13 protein-coding genes are annotated in these 14,937 nt (G+C 67.4%); 9 read left to right on the top strand and 4 right to left on the bottom strand.

The features are described from left to right. Window positions 1–82 precede the first annotated feature (82 nt). The 9 genes from ACSFA0_RS11240 (at window position 83) to ACSFA0_RS11200 (ending at window position 11,568) form a co-directional block, all read left to right on the top strand. Window positions 83–3,601 carry a transglutaminase family protein gene (locus ACSFA0_RS11240; protein WP_435450264.1) on the top strand — a complete coding sequence of 1,173 codons (3,519 nt, stop codon included), beginning with the start codon at window positions 83–85 and terminating at the stop codon, window positions 3,599–3,601. A gap of 93 nt (window positions 3,602–3,694) precedes the next feature. Continuing rightward, window positions 3,695–6,391: a circularly permuted type 2 ATP-grasp protein gene (locus ACSFA0_RS11235; RefSeq protein ID WP_435450263.1), complete on the top strand. Its 2,697-nt coding sequence runs from the start codon at window positions 3,695–3,697 to the stop codon at window positions 6,389–6,391. A 2-nt stretch (window positions 6,392–6,393) separates the two neighbouring features. After that, complete coding sequence (locus tag ACSFA0_RS11230; RefSeq protein WP_435450262.1) at window positions 6,394–7,386, top strand: transglutaminase family protein; 993 nt, start codon at window positions 6,394–6,396, stop codon at window positions 7,384–7,386. Window positions 7,387–7,447: 61 nt separating this feature from the next. After that, on the top strand, window positions 7,448–7,906 hold the full coding sequence (locus ACSFA0_RS11225; RefSeq protein ID WP_435450261.1) for a RidA family protein: 459 nt from the start codon (window positions 7,448–7,450) through the stop codon (window positions 7,904–7,906). Between the two features lie 88 nt (window positions 7,907–7,994). Further along, window positions 7,995–8,417, top strand: a complete 423-nt coding sequence (locus ACSFA0_RS11220; protein ID WP_435450260.1) for a cupin domain-containing protein — start codon at window positions 7,995–7,997, stop codon at window positions 8,415–8,417. 101 nt (window positions 8,418–8,518) lie between these two features. After that, window positions 8,519–9,478 carry a DUF2167 domain-containing protein gene (locus tag ACSFA0_RS11215; protein ID WP_435450259.1) on the top strand — a complete coding sequence of 320 codons (960 nt, stop codon included), beginning with the start codon at window positions 8,519–8,521 and terminating at the stop codon, window positions 9,476–9,478. Between the two features lie 4 nt (window positions 9,479–9,482). Continuing rightward, a complete protein-coding gene (locus ACSFA0_RS11210; RefSeq protein ID WP_435450258.1) occupies window positions 9,483–10,211 on the top strand; it encodes a site-2 protease family protein in 729 nt (242 codons plus the stop codon). A 73-nt stretch (window positions 10,212–10,284) separates the two neighbouring features. Continuing rightward, window positions 10,285–10,866: a GbsR/MarR family transcriptional regulator gene (locus tag ACSFA0_RS11205; protein ID WP_435450257.1), complete on the top strand. Its 582-nt coding sequence runs from the start codon at window positions 10,285–10,287 to the stop codon at window positions 10,864–10,866. Window positions 10,867–10,944: 78 nt separating this feature from the next. Continuing rightward, window positions 10,945–11,568 (top strand): tRNA-uridine aminocarboxypropyltransferase, encoded by a 624-nt coding sequence (locus ACSFA0_RS11200; protein WP_435450950.1) that lies wholly within the window; start codon window positions 10,945–10,947, stop codon window positions 11,566–11,568. 101 nt (window positions 11,569–11,669) lie between these two features. Here the strand turns inward: ACSFA0_RS11200 and ACSFA0_RS11195 are convergent, their stop codons facing one another. The 4 genes from ACSFA0_RS11195 to ACSFA0_RS11180 form a co-directional block, all read right to left on the bottom strand. After that, the gene (locus ACSFA0_RS11195; RefSeq protein ID WP_435450256.1) at window positions 11,670–11,906 is read right to left on the bottom strand and encodes a hypothetical protein; all 237 of its coding nucleotides are present in this window, start codon (window positions 11,904–11,906) and stop codon (window positions 11,670–11,672) included. 80 nt (window positions 11,907–11,986) lie between these two features. Continuing rightward, window positions 11,987–12,109: a cytochrome bd-I oxidase subunit CydX gene (gene cydX, locus ACSFA0_RS11190; RefSeq protein ID WP_435450255.1), complete on the bottom strand. Its 123-nt coding sequence runs from the start codon at window positions 12,107–12,109 to the stop codon at window positions 11,987–11,989. Window positions 12,110–12,136: 27 nt separating this feature from the next. Beyond that, a complete protein-coding gene (gene cydB, locus ACSFA0_RS11185) occupies window positions 12,137–13,291 on the bottom strand; it encodes a cytochrome d ubiquinol oxidase subunit II (RefSeq protein ID WP_435450254.1) in 1,155 nt (384 codons plus the stop codon). Between the two features lie 13 nt (window positions 13,292–13,304). Next, window positions 13,305–14,918 carry a cytochrome ubiquinol oxidase subunit I gene (locus ACSFA0_RS11180; protein WP_435450253.1) on the bottom strand — a complete coding sequence of 538 codons (1,614 nt, stop codon included), beginning with the start codon at window positions 14,916–14,918 and terminating at the stop codon, window positions 13,305–13,307. Window positions 14,919–14,937 lie beyond the last annotated feature (19 nt).

The raw sequence follows: 14,937 nt of genomic DNA, 5'->3' as shown, positions 1-14,937 counted from the left end.
GCTTTTCGTGGCGCGTTAATTGCTTCGCCGGTGGGCTAGTATGCGTCTCACCCGAGACCTGTCGCCGCTCCGAGAAAAACCGATGTCCATTCACGCCGCACTTCACCACGTCACCCACTACAAGTACGACCGTCCGGTGCAGCTCGGCCCGCAGGTGGTTCGCCTGCGCCCGGCGCCTCACTGCCGCAGCAACGTCATTTCGTACTCGCTGCGCATCGAGCCCGAGCAGCACTTCATCAACTGGCAGCAGGACCCGTTCGCGAACTACCAGGCCCGCCTGGTGTTCCCCGAGAAGACGCGCGAATTCAAAGTCACGGTCGACCTCGTGGTCGAGATGGCGGTCTACAACCCCTTCGACTTCTTCCTCGAGCCGCAGGCCGAGAACTTCCCCTTCAAGTACACGGCCGAGCAGGCCGACGAGCTCGCGCCCTACCTGGTGGTCGAACCGCCGACGCCGCTGGTGCAGGCCTACCTCGACAAGATCGACCGCACCGAGAAGCGCACCATCGACTTCCTGGTGGGCATCAACCAGCAGGTGCAGGGCGACGTCGACTACCTCATCCGCATGGAGCCCGGTGTGCAGACGCCGGAAGAAACGCTCACCAACGGCAGCGGCTCCTGCCGCGATTCGGGCTGGCTGCTGGTGCAACTGCTGCGCCACATGGGTCTTGCCGCGCGCTTCGTCTCGGGCTACCTGATTCAGCTCACGCCGGACGTGAAGGCACTCGACGGCCCGAGCGGCACGACGGTCGACTTCACCGACCTGCACGCCTGGTGCGAGGTCTACCTGCCCGGCGCCGGCTGGATCGGGCTGGATGCCACCTCGGGCCTGCTGGCCGGCGAAGGTCACATCCCGCTGGCCTGCACGCCTACGCCTTCGAGCGCCGCGCCGATCGAAGGCGTGGTCGACGACGCCGAGGTCGAGTTCGGCCACGAGATGGTCGTCACCCGCATCCACGAATCGCCACGCGTCACCAAGCCCTACACCGACGAGCAGTGGGCCGAGGTGCTGGCCCTGGGCGACGCCGTCGACAAGCGGCTGGCCGCCGGCGACGTGCGCCTGACGATGGGCGGCGAGCCGACCTACGTGGCCACCAGCGACCGCGACGCCGCCGAATGGAACACCGATGCGCTGGGCCCGACCAAGCGCGGCTACGCCACCGAACTCGTGCAGAAGCTGCGCGCCGAATACGGCAACGGCGGCTTCCTGCACTTCGGGCAGGGCAAGTGGTACCCGGGCGAGCAGCTGCCGCGCTGGGCGCTGTCGATCTTCTGGCGCGCCGACGGCCAGACCATCTGGCACAACCCCGAACTCTTCGCCGACGAGCGCGTGCCCACGCACTACACGAGCGAAGACGCGCGCCGCTTCACCACCGTGCTGGCGCATCGCCTCGGCCTGACCGAGCGCTACATCCAGCCCGGCTACGAAGACACGTACTACTACCTCTGGCGCGAGCGCCGCCTGCCGGTCAACGTCGACCCCTTCGACTCCAAGCTCGACGACGAGATGGAACGCGTGCGCCTGCGCCGCGTGTTCACGCAGAAGCTCGACGCCGTCATCGGCTACATGCTGCCGATCGAGCCGAGCAACGCCGACCGCGACGCGCCCGCGCTCGAAGGCCCAGGCTGGAAGACCGGCCCCTGGTTCCTGCGCGACGACCGCATGTACCTGATCCCCGGCGACTCGCCCATGGGCTACCGCCTGCCGCTCGACTCGCAGCCGTGGGCCAGCAAGGGCGACTACCCGTATCTCGTCGACCGCGACCCGACCGCGCCGTTGGGCGACCTGCCGAACTACGCCGACTACCGCACGCGCTACGCCGGCCTGCCGACCGGCCCGAAGGACGACCTGGGCGCCGTGCCCTACGCCTTCGGCACGCCGCCCCAGACGCCGGCCGCCCTGCGCATGCAGGGCCCCGGCACGGCGACGGCGACCAGCGCCCCGACAGGCCCGGGCGCAGCGTCAGCGGACGACACCGACCCCACCACGCCGCGCCAGCCGCGCCGCGGCGAGTCGGCCCACTGGATCACCCGTACCGCGCTGTGCGTCGAGGTGCGCGACCCGCGCCGCGCCAACGGGCCGGCGGCCGAGAAGGTCGGCAACTCGTCGGGCGTGCTCTACGTCTTCATGCCGCCGCTGCGCCGCCTGGAGGACTACCTCGACCTGGTCGCGGCCATCGAGGCCACCGCGCAACAGCTCGGCCTGCAGATCGTGATGGAAGGCTACCCGCCGCCGCGCGATCCGCGCCTGAAGATGCTGGCCGTCACGCCCGATCCGGGCGTCATCGAAGTCAACATCCACCCGGCCAACAACTGGAAGGAACTGGTCGCCCACACCGAGTTCCTGTACGACGCGGCCTTCGAGACGCGCCTGTCGGCTGAGAAGTTCATGACCGACGGCCGCCACACCGGCACCGGCGGCGGCAACCACTTCGTGATGGGTGGCGCCACGCCCAACGACAGCCCCTTCCTGCGCCGCCCCGAGCTGCTGGCCAGCCTGCTGCTGTACTGGCACAACCACCCGTCGCTGAGCTACCTGTTCTCGGGCATGTTCATCGGCCCGACGAGCCAGGCGCCCCGTGTCGACGAAGCCCGCAACGACCAGGTCTACGAGCTGGAGATCGCGCTCAAGGAGATCGCCAAGAACCGCGAGATCTACGGCGCCAACATGCCCGCCTGGCTGGTCGACCGCACGCTGCGCAACATCCTGGTCGACGTGACCGGCAACACGCACCGCAGCGAGTTCTGCATCGACAAGCTGTACTCGCCCGACTCGTCCACCGGACGCCTCGGCCTGCTGGAACTGCGCGCCTTCGAGATGCCACCGCACGCACGCATGAGCATCGCGCAACAGCTGCTGCTGCGCGCCTTCATCGCGCGCTTCTGGGACGAACCGTACAAGGCGCCAGCCACCCGCTGGGGCACCGAGCTGCACGACCGCTTCCTGCTGCCGACCTTCGTCAAGATGGACTTCGAGGACGTCATCAGCGAGATGCGCCAGGCCGGCTTCCCCTTCGACCCGAACTGGTTCGCGCCGCACCTCGAATTCCGCTTCCCGCTGGTCGGCCAGGTGCAGGCGATGGGCGTCGAACTGTCGCTGCGCAACGCGCTCGAACCGTGGCACGTGATGGGCGAGGAAGGCTCGGCCGGCGGCACGGTGCGCTATGTCGACTCGTCGCTCGAACGCATCGAGGTGCGCGTGACCGGCCTGAACGAAAGCCGTCACGTCATCACGGTCAACGGCAAGGTGCTGCCGCTGCAGCCCACCGGCACGGTGGGCGAATTCGTCGCCGGCGTGCGCTACAAGGCCTGGAACCCGCCGTCGGCGCTGCACCCGAGCATCGGCGCGCACGCGCCGCTGACCTTCGACATCGTCGACACCTGGATGAAGCGCTCGCTGGGCGGTTGCCAGTACTTCGTCGCCCACCCGGGCGGACGCAACTACGACACCTTCCCGGTCAACGCCTACGAGGCCGAGAGCCGACGCATGGCGCGCTTCACCCGCATGGGCCATACGCCGGGCCTGATGAAGGTTCCGCCGGCCACGATCGAACTGGCCGGCAGCCGCGAGTTCCCGTTCACCCTCGACCTGCGCCGATGAGGCGGCCCACGCGGCCGCATTGCGCAGACGCCGGTGCTTTGTCGTGCGGCGGTTGCCGTGCGCGCGTGACCGCGGTGTGACAATCGGCGCACCGTGGAACCGTTGAACGACTCCCTTTTCGGCGCGCAGTCGCTCGAATCCCCCGCCGCGCTGGCCTCGGCGCTGGCGCCGCCGGCCGCGCCTGGTCATTTCGACGAACTGCGTGGCGCCGTCACGCCAGCGGGGGTGTCTCGTCAGCAGCCCGCGCCGGCCGGCGCACCCCTGCACGACGCGGCGCTCCCGCCACCCGCGCCCCTCGAATCACCGGCCCCGGCGGCCACCACCACAGCGCTGACGCCCCCCTGGGCCCGCTTCTTCGAGCATCTGGGCAGCGGCGGCTTCACCGACCTGCCACGGCGCGCCATCAACCTGGAGCGGCAGATCCGCGACAACGGCGTGACGTACAACGTCTACGCCGATGCCGACGGGCCGCAGCGGCCCTGGTCGCTCGACCTGTTCCCCCTGATCGTCTCGCCTGAGAGCTGGACACAGATCGAAGCCGGCGTGCTGCAGCGCGTGCGCGTGCTCGACCGGGTGATGGCCGACGTGTACGGTCCGCAGCAACTGCTGGCCGAAGGCCTGCTGCCCGATGCGCTGGTGCGCGGCCACCCCGGCTACCTTCGCCCGATGCACGGCGTGAAGCCGCCCGGCGACACCTGGCTGCACATCGCGGCCTTCGACCTGGCGCGTGGCCCCGACGGCAACTGGTGGGTGGTGTCGCAGCGCACGCAGGCCCCCTCGGGCCTGGGCTACCTGCTGGAAAACCGCCTGGCCGTGTCGCGGCAGTTCCCGCAGGCCTTCGAGGAACTGCAGGTGCAGCGCCTCGCGGCCACCTACAGCGCCATGATGGAAGGCCTGCAGCGCATGTGCCCGGCCGGCTCGCCGCCGCACATCGCCCTGCTCACCCCCGGCCCCTACAACGAAACCTACTTCGAGCACGCCTACCTGGCGCGCTACCTCGGCGTCACGCTGGTCGAGGGCAACGACCTGACGGTGCGCGACCAGCGCGTCTACCTCAAGACGCTGCAGGGCCTGCGGCCGGTGCACGGGCTCATCAAGCGGCTCGACGACCAGTTCCTCGACCCGCTCGAGCTGCGGCCCGATTCCACGCTGGGCGTGCCCGGCCTGCTGCAGGCGATACGCGCCGGCAACCTGCTGGTCGCCAACATGCCCGGCTCGGCCTTTCTCGAATCGCCGGCGCTGCTGGGCTTTTTGCCCGCGCTGGCGCGGCGCCTCATCGGCGAGAAGCTGCAGCTGCCCGCGCTGCCGACCTGGTGGTGCGGTGAGCGCGCGGCGCTCGAATCGGCGCTGCCGCAATTGAGCGACTGCGCCATCAAGGCGACCTATCCCGGCTACGACTCGCACACCAGCTTCGAGGCCGTACTGGGCAGCCGCATGAGCCGGCGCGAGCTCGACGAATGGGCCGGCCGCATCGTGCGGCAAGGCGACGAGCACACGGTGCAGAGCTACCTGCCGCTGTCGCAGATGCCGACCTGGGCGCCGAACTTCGGCCGTGGCCACATCGCGCCGCGCGCGGTGATGTTGCGTGTGTTCGCCGTGAGCGACGGCCCGCAGTCCTGGCGAGTGCTGCCCGGCGGGCTGGCGCGGCTGGCCGGTGCGGATGCGCAGATCGCCTCGATGCAGCGCGGCGGCAGCAGTGCCGACGTCTGGGTGCAGACGCACGGCACCGTCGACCGCACCACGCTGCTGCAGCCGCACGCCACGCCGGCCTCGCTGGCGCGACACCGCGCGCCGGTCACCAGCCGCGCGGCCGAGAACATGTTCTGGCTCGGCCGCTACACCGAGCGCGCCGAGAACGCCGTGCGCCTGGCGCGCCTGGTGCTCGACCGCCTCGGCGGCGAAGAGCCCTCGTCGCGCCCGCTGCTCGAGTGGCTGCACGGGCTGTCCACGCGCAATACGCTGATCGCGCCCGAGGTGCCGATCGGCACCAAGGCCCGCCGCGTGTTCGAACGCGCGCTGATCGCCGACCTCGGCAACGTCGAGACCGGCGGCAGCGTGGGCTACAACCTGCGCTGCGTGCGACAGGCCGCTGCGGCCGTGCGCGAGCGGCTGTCGCAGGACCACTGGAACCAGATCGTGCGCGCCGAGGACGACTTCCTGCGCCGCATGGCCGAGCAGGCCGGCGAAGAGCGCGAAGGCAGCTTCGCCGCCGGCGCGGCACTGCAGTCGCTCGAAGCAGCCAGCGCCGCGCTGTCGGCCATGACCGGTGCCCAGACCGACCGGATGACGCGCGACGACGCCTGGCGGCTGCTGTCCATCGGCCGCCATATCGAGCGGCTGGCGTTTCTGTCGAGCGCGCTGGCCGCGGCCTTCAAAGGCGGCGCGGTGCACGAGGTCAACGGCTTCGAGGCCGTGGTCGCGCTGTTCGACAGCACCATCACCTTCCATGCGCGCTACCAGCAGCGCCGCGATGTCGCCACGCTGGTCGACCTGCTGGTGCTCGACGGCGACAACCCGCGCTCGCTGGCCTGGGTGACGCAAACGCTGCGTGGGCGCATCGCGCGGCTTGCCGGCAGTGCGCCGGGCAAGCTCACGGCCCTGTCGTACGAGCTGCCCGACCCGTCCATGTGGACGCTGGAGAACCTCTGCGAGGCCGATGCCGACGGCAAGTACCCTGCACTGGTCCAGCTCTTCGAATACTGCGAGAGCGCGGCTTACCACGTGTCCGACGCGATCGGCACACGCTACTTCACCCTCACGTCCGAATCACTGCGCTCGGTGGGGGTCTAACGATGCTGCTGCACGTCACCCACGAAACGCGCTACGACTACACGCCGCCGGTCGAAACGGCCCAGCACCTGGCGCACCTCAAGCCGCGCGAGACGCCGTCGCAGCGGCTGGTGAGCCATGCGCTGTCGATCTCGCCCGCGCCGGCGCAGCGCAGCGAATCATCCGACCTGTACGGCAACACCCGCGCTTTCTTCGCGCTCGAATCGACGCACGAGGAACTGGTGGTCACGGCCGAAAGCGTGGTCGAGACCTCGGTGCCCACGCTGGCCGCCAGCATCGCGCGCGAGATGCCCTGGGAAGAGGTGCGCGAGCGCTTCCGCTACCGCAAGGGCTCGCGTTTCGATGCGGCATCGGACTTCGTCTTCCCGTCGCGCTACGTGCCGCGCCACGACGACTTCGCCACCTATGCGCGGGCCAGCTTCGCGCCCTGCCGACCGACCTTCGACGTCGCCACCGACCTGATGGAGCGCATGTACCGCGACTTCGACTACGACGCCGGGAGCACCGAGATCAGCACACCCGCCGTCGAAGCCCTGGCGCAACGCAAGGGCGTGTGCCAGGACTTCGCGCACATCCTCATCGCCTGCTTCCGCACCATGGGCCTGCCGGCGCGCTATGTCAGCGGCTACCTCCTGACGCAGCCGCCACCCGGCCAGCCGCGGCTGGTGGGCGCCGATGCCTCGCATGCCTGGATGTCGGTCTACCTGCCGGGCGCCGAGGGCCCCGGCGACTGGGCCGACTTCGACCCGACCAACGGCCGCCAGCCCGGTGAGGACTACGTCACGCTCGCCATCGGCCGTGACTACGCCGACGTGTCGCCGATGCGCGGCGTGCTGCACGGCGGCGCGCGCCACACGCTCGATGTCGGTGTCACGGTGCGTCCGCTCGAGGAACTGCGGGGCGGGGCGGCCGCTGCGGCGCCCCCGGCCGGCGGTTCGCCATCGCCATCGCAAAGCCAATCGCAATCGCAATCGCAATCGCAATCGCCATCCTGATCGCGCGCCGAGCCGCCGCGTGTCCGTTAACCTCGGACACTTTTCATCCGGAGCGATTTCCATGAGCGTTTACGACAAACTGACCCAACTCGGCATCGAACTGCCGCCCGTCTCGGTGCCCGCCGCGGCCTATGTGCCTTTCGCCAAGACCGGCAACCTGGTTTTCCTGTCGGGCCATGTCGCGAAGAAGGACGGCAAGCCCTGGGTCGGCAAACTCGGTGAGAACATCACGACCGAAGAAGGCAAGTTGGCCGCCCGTGCGGTTGCTGTCGACCTGCTCGGCACGCTGCACGCGGCCACCGGCGACCTGAACAAGATCACCCGCATCGTGAAAGTGATGAGTCTGGTCAATTCGACCCTCACCTTCACCGAACAGCACCTGGTGACTAACGGCGCGAGCGAGTTGCTGGCCGAAGTGTTCGGCGCCGACAAGGGGACGCACGCACGCAGCGCCTTCGGCGTGGCGCAGATCCCGATGGGATGCTGCGTCGAGATCGAGCTGATCGCCGAGGTCGGCTGACGGAGGTCTGCGGCCCGGGCGTGAACGCCCTGGGCATGCTTTATGCGTGGTGCGGCGCAGCATCCCCACCACCTGAAGGAGATAGCCCATGCTGGATCGCACTGCCACCCAGTTCTCCCACGTGAAGCCCGGCGACACCGAGTTCGTGTCCGGCGGACTGCGCGACTTCTTCCTGTACCGCGACCTCGGCGTCGCCCAAGCCACCAACGGCAAGGTCATCGCCCACCTGGTCAAGGCCAACATGGCGCCCGAAACCGGCACCGGCTGGCACAAGCACGAGGCCGATTTTCAGATCGTCATCATGACCAAGGGCTGGGCCAAGTTCATGTACGAGGACAAGGAAACCCTCGTCGAGGCCGGCGACGTGGTGCACCAGCGCCCGGGCATCCGCCACTACCTGTTCGACTACTCGCCCGACATGGAATACCTGGAGATCGTCTCGCCGGCCGACTTCAAGAGCGTCGACTGCGAGCCGGCCGCCGAAGTGCCGGCGCCGACGCCCTGGAAATAGTCGTCGCTTCGGACCTTCCGTTGCGGCCGACATGCCGGCCATGGCCGCTGGCTCGCTAGACTCTCGCGGTTAAAAAAATCGATAACAACCGAGGGAGCGTCATGGACCGATATTTCACCCGCATTGCAGCGGGCCTTCTACTTTGGTGCGCCGTCACCGTGCATGCGGCCGAACCCGCATCCAGCGGCGCGCTGGCCACCGAACGCGAGGCCGCGATCAGTGCGGCACGCACCGCGCAGAAGGAGGGCCCCGCCGACATCCCCCTGCGCAACCAGGCCCATCTCCAGCTGCCCGCTGGCTACATCTGGGTGCCGACACCCGCAGCGGCTCAACTGATGCGCAGCATGGGCAACCGGGTCGACGACAGCTTCATAGGCGCCGTTTTCCCGAAGGACGATGCGAACTGGTTCGCCGTGCTGAAGTTCGTCAAGGAGGGCTACATCAAGGACGACGACGCCAAGGACTGGAATGCCGACGACCTGCTCAAGAGCCTGCGCGAAGGCACGGCCGCATCGAACAAGGACCGCGCCGAGCGAGGCATTCCGGAAATCGAAGTCACCGGCTGGGCCCAGAAGCCGGCCTACGACGCCTCGACGCACCGCCTGGTCTGGTCCGTGACCTCTCAGCGCAAGGGAAGCGCCAGTGCCGATGACCAAGGCATCAACTACAACACCTATGCGCTGGGTCGCGACGGCTACATCAGCCTCAACCTCGTCACCGGTGCCAGCGAACTCGCGACCTACAAACCCGATGCGCTTCGGCTTCTGGGCGCCCTGAACTACGACGACGGCAAGAAGTATGCGGACTTCAATCAGTCCACCGACAAGGTCGCCGCCTACGGTCTGGCGGCATTGGTGGCGGGCGTCGCTGCCAAGAAGCTCGGCCTGCTTGCCATCGTCCTCGCCTTCGCGGCCAAGTTCGCCAAGGTGCTCCTGATAGCGGGCGGTGCAGCCCTGTGGGGCATCACCAAGGCCTTCAAGAAGCAGAAGCCGGCCATCGGCGCTGAGGCATCGGCCGCATCGCCTCCCATCGAAGAGGGACCGCAAGCGCCCCGCGGCTGAGGCGATGAAGTTCCTGCTCCTCCTTCTGAGCGCAGGCAAGCTCGGGAAGGTGCTGGTATCTGGCGGCTCGATGCTGCTGTCGGTGGTCGCCTATGCCTTCGTGTACGGCTGGCGCTATGCGGCTGGTTTCGTCGGTCTCATCTTCGTCCATGAGATGGGCCATTTCCTGGCGGCACGACAGCGTGGGCTCAAGGTCGGCGCCCCGACCTTCATTCCTTTCGTCGGCGCCTGGATCGAGCTCAAGGAGCAACCGCGCGATGTCGAAACCGAAGCCTGGATCGGCTTGGCGGGGCCGCTTCTGGGCAGCATCGGCGCGCTGGCCTGCTACTTCGCCGCTCGGGCGACCGGCCGCGACTGGCTGCTGGCGCTGTCCTATGCAGGTTTCTTCCTCAACCTCTTCAACCTGGTGCCGCTGTCGCCCTTCGACGGTGGCCGGATCACCGCTGTGCTCACACCGCGGATCTGGCTGCTCGGCGTGCCGGTGCTCGGCGCCCTTTTCCTCTGGCAACCCAGCCCGTTGCTGGTCTTGATGGTGATCCTTGCGCTCCCGCAGGTCGTCAAGGCGTGGCGATACGAAGCGAACGATCCCGTGCACAAGGCCTACTACGCCGCCTCCCTCGAAACGCGGGTCGCTTACGGCCTCTACTACCTCGGGCTGGTCGCTTTTCTAGCGGTGATGGCCCATGACACGCATGACATGCTTCGGCCACTTCAGCACGCCGGGGGCGCATAAATGGCAAGGCACGTTGCTAGGCAGTGGTCTTCAGCCATTCCTGAAACTCCGGTAGCGGGAGGACAATGGGCGCATGCCCGCCTCCCTCCCTGAACTCCCGCCCCTCAACCGCCAGTTCGTCGCCCACTTCGGCGAGATGGGCAGCAAGTGGGGCATCAACCGCACCGTCGGACAGATCTACGCGTTGATCTTCATTTCGGAGCGCGCCCTCAACGCCGACGAGATCGCCGAGCTGCTCGCCTTTTCGCGCTCCAACGTGAGCATGGGCCTGAAGGAACTGCAGGCCTGGCGCCTCGTGCGCCTGCGCCACCAGCCCGGTGACCGCCGCGAGTACTTCGAGGCCCCTTCCGACGTCTGGGAGATCTTCCGCGTGCTCGCCGAAGAGCGTCGCCGCCGCGAGATCGAACCCACGCTCTCGATGCTGCGCGGCGCCCTGCTCGAAGAACCGACCAACGATGCCGAACGCCATGCGCAGGAACGCATGCGCGAGATGCACGACCTGATCGACCGGCTGATGAAGTGGTTCGACGATGTGCAGCGCCTGGCGCCCGAGACGGCCATGCAGTTGATGGGGATGGGGGCGACGGTGACGAAGGTGCTGGGGCTCAAGGACCGGTTGACGGGGGGCGGGAAGGACAAGAAGAAGGCGGGGTGATTTCGTGACGCCGCGCCAAAGCTGAGAGACATCCCCTTGCACGCATGTTTAGCCAGTCACGCTGAATTGAATCCAGCCCTGTCCGCCGCTTTGGTCGCACGCCCCCAGTGCACAGCGTGCTTGCGCCCGCTCAGCGCCTGCATTTGCCGCTGGGTCGCGCCCACTGCCCACGCAGTGGAGGTCCTGGTGCTGCAGCACCCATTGGAGGTACACCAGGCCAAAGGCAGTGCCCGCCTGCTGCACCTCAGCTTGACGCACTGCCGCTTGGTGGTGGGTGAGGCATTTGCCGCGCCGGTCTGGCCGGTGGACGGCAAGCACACGCTGCTGCTGTACCCGGACAGTCTGCAAGATGCACCCCCCGACCTGCGGGTCCCACCCCCGCTGCCGCCCGAGTGGCTGCAATCCCCGTCGCGCCTGCGCCTTGTCGTGCTGGACGGCACCTGGCGCAAAAGCCGAAAGATGCTCTACCAAAGCCCGCCACTGCAACAGTTGCCCCGCTTGGCCCTGCGCAACCTGCCGCCTTCGCACTACCGTATCCGCAAAGCCCATGGGCCTGAACAACTGTCCACGCTGGAGGCGACCTGCTACGCCTTGTGCCAACTGGAAGGCGGTGCGGCGCGGTTCCAGCCCTTGTTAGATGCCTTCGACGGGTTTGTCGAGCAGTTGGAGCAGGCTGGCGCGGCAGCGAAACGTACAAACTGACAAGTCCGGCCCCCCGATCAGGGGTGACGGAGTTCATTCAAGTGAACAACCAGATGGCTGGTTTTGGCGGCACTCGGACATCGGCCGACCATTTGTTGCCTTCACTGGAAGGTCAAGTCCAAACCGAGCATCCTGCTCAGGCCGAAGGTAAGGAGCGAGAGGCCCAGGAGCGATAGCACGAAGACGGCGGCGACCTTGCCGCTCGCGCGGAGCACCGTGCGCTTCTCCTCCTTCCCCTTCTTCGCTCGCTCATAGTGCCACTTGATGGCGAAGAACATTCCCGTGCCGAACACGAGAACCTTGAACGTGACGAAGACTATCGGGACCCAATCCATCATTCGAGTATTTCCAAGCTATTACTTGACGAGATGGCTCACGGCATCGGATGCCCCGTCAGCGAGCCGGAACGAACGCCACATCAAGGCTTCTCCAGCTTATCCCGCCGAATGGCGTCGTCTTCCATCAGCTCGTACCACATCGCGTTGAGCACCGCGAAGGTCGCTGCCAGCGGCAGCCCCAGGATCCAGGCGAAGTACCACATGATCGATTCCTTGTTGCTTTGATCGTGTCAGTAGGCGTGGCCGCGCTCGTCGCGGATCGCGTCGGCGTCGACCTTGCCCCACAGCACGTGGTAGACCCAGCTCGTGTAGGCCACGATGAGCGGGATGAAGATGACGGTCACGACCAGCATGATGAACAGCGTGAGGTGGCTCGATGACGAGTCCCACACGGTGAGGCTGGCACGCGGGTCGATCGACGAGGGCAGGATGAACGGGAACATCGAGGCGCCCACGCTCAGGATGATGCCGGCGATCGACAGCGCGCTCGCCAGCACGGCCAGCACCTCGCGGCGCAGCTGCAGGCCCAGCAGCGCGACGAGCGCACCGACGAAGCCCAGCGCAGGCGCAGCCCACATCCACGGGCGTGCCGCGTAGTTGGCGAACCAGGCGCCCTGCTGCACCACGGCGGTCTTGAGCATCGGGTTGGACGGGCCATCGACCGACTGCACGCTGGTCACCTGGTAGCCGTCAATCCAGCGCCACATCGCGTAGCCCGCCAGCGCATAGAGCACCACCGTCGCGATGGCGGCCACGCTGCCGTAGGTGCGCACGCTGTCGGCCACGGGGCCGTGCGTCTTGAGCTGCAGCCAGGTCGCGCCGTGCATCACGAGCATTGCGACCGATACCAGGCCGCAGAGCACGGCGAAGGGGTTGAGCAGGCCGAAGAAGGTGCCGTCGTAGAAGATGTGCATGTCGTCCGAGAAGCGGAACGGCACGCCGCGCAGCACGTTGCCCATGGCCACGCCGAAGATCAGCGCGGGCACGAAGCCACTGAAGAAGAGCACCGCGTCCCAGCGCGCGCGCCAGGTGGGGTCTTCACGCTTGCTGCGGAACTTGAAGGCCACCGGACGCAGGATCAGCGCCACGAGGATGGCGAACATCGCCAGGTAGAAGCCCGAGAAGGACACGGCGTAGAGCTGCGGCCAGGCCGCGAAGATCGCCCCGCCGCCCAGGATCAGCCAGACCTGGTTGCCTTCCCACACCGGGCCGATGCTGTTGATGATGACGCGGCGCTCGACATCGTTGCGCCCCGCGAAGGGCAGCAGGATGCCGGTGCCGAGGTCGAAGCCGTCGGTCACGGCGAAGCCGATCAGCAGCACGCCGAGCAGCAGCCACCAGATCAGGCGGAGGGTTTCGTAGGTGAGGAGGTCGTGAAGGATCATGTCGTGCTCCAGGTCAGTCGGCGGCGGTCAGCGGGGCGCGTCCAGGCGCGTGCAGTTCGGGTGCCGCTTCGGCGCGGTACACCGCGGGCGGCGGCACCGGATGGTCGGCGGGGCCCTTGCGGATGGCCTTGAGCATCAGCTTCATCTCGATGACGAACAGCACCGTGTAGATGAGCGTGAAGCCCGCGATGGTGATGAGCAGCGTGGTCGCGCCCAGGCTGGACACGGCCACTGCCGTCGGCAGCACGCCTTCGATCACCCACGGCTGGCGGCCGACCTCGGCCACGATCCAGCCGGCCTCGGCGGCGATCCACGGCAGCGGGATCGCGAACACGGCGACCTTGAGCAGCCAGCGGTGCGCGTCGAGCCGGCGGCGCACCGACAGCACGAAGAAGGTGGCCGTCAGCACGATGAAGAACATGCCCAGCGCGACCATGATGCGGAACGACCAGTACAGCGGCGCCACCGCCGGCACGGTGTCCCACGCCGCCTTGGCGATCTGCTCGGGCGTGGCCTGGCGCGGGTCGTCGACATAGCGCTTGAGCAGCAGCGCGTAGCCCATCGAACGGCCGTCGCGCTCGAAGGCTTCGCGGGCCGCGGCGGGCACGGCAGCATCGCTGCCGGCTGCACGGATGGTCTGCAGCGCGTCGTAGGCCTTGATGCCGTCCTTGATGCGCTGCTCGGCGAGCTTGACCAAGTCTTCGATGCCGGGGATTTCGGTGTTGAGCGAACGCGTGCCGATCAGGCCCATCACCGCGGGGATGTGGATGGCGTAGTGCGTTTCGCGCGCTTCCTGATCCGGGAAACCGAAGACGGTGAACGCAGCCGGTGCGGGCTCGGTCTTCCACATCGCTTCGATCGACGCCAGCTTCATCTTCTGGTGCTCGGTCGACAGGTAGCCGCTCTCGTCGCCCAGCACCACCACCGACAGCGATGCGGCCAGGCCGAAGGAGGCGGCCACGGTCATCGAGCGCTTGGCCAGTTGCACATGCCGGCCCTTGAGCAGGTACCAGGCCGACACGCCCAGCACGAAGATGGCGGCCACCGTGTAGCCGGCCGACACGGTGTGGACGAACTTGGCCTGCGCCACCGGGTTGGTCAGCACTGCGAAGAAGTCGGTCACCTCCATGCGCATGGTCTGCGGGTTGAAGGCCGAGCCGACCGGGTTCTGCATCCAGCCGTTGGCGATCAGGATCCACAGCGCCGACAGGTTGGAGCCGATGGCCACCGCCCAGGTCGTCATCAAATGGCCGACCTTGCTGAGCTTGTCCCAGCCGAAGAAGAACAGGCCGACGAAGGTGGCTTCGAGGAAGAAGGCCATCAGCCCTTCGATGGCCAGCGGCGCACCGAAGATGTCGCCGACGTAGTGGCTGTAGTAGCTCCAGTTCATGCCGAACTGGAACTCCATGACGATGCCGGTGGCCACGCCCATCGCGAAGTTGATGCCGAAGAGCACGCCCCAGAATTTCGTCATGTCGCGCCAGACGGTGCGGCCGGTCATGACATAGACCGTCTCCATGATCGCGAGGATCACGGCCAGCCCGATCGTGAGCGGCACGAAGAGGAAGTGGTAGAGCGCCGTCAGCGCGAACTGCAATCGCGAGAGGGCAACGATGTCGAGGTCCATGGGAGTTCCTTTGCTTTCT

This window comes from Variovorax restrictus (assembly GCF_051216715.1).
In the GTDB taxonomy this organism is placed as follows: Bacteria; Pseudomonadota; Gammaproteobacteria; order Burkholderiales; family Burkholderiaceae_C; genus Variovorax.
Note: the sequence above shows the minus strand (reverse complement) of the source record. Positions and strands in the feature narration are given on the sequence as shown.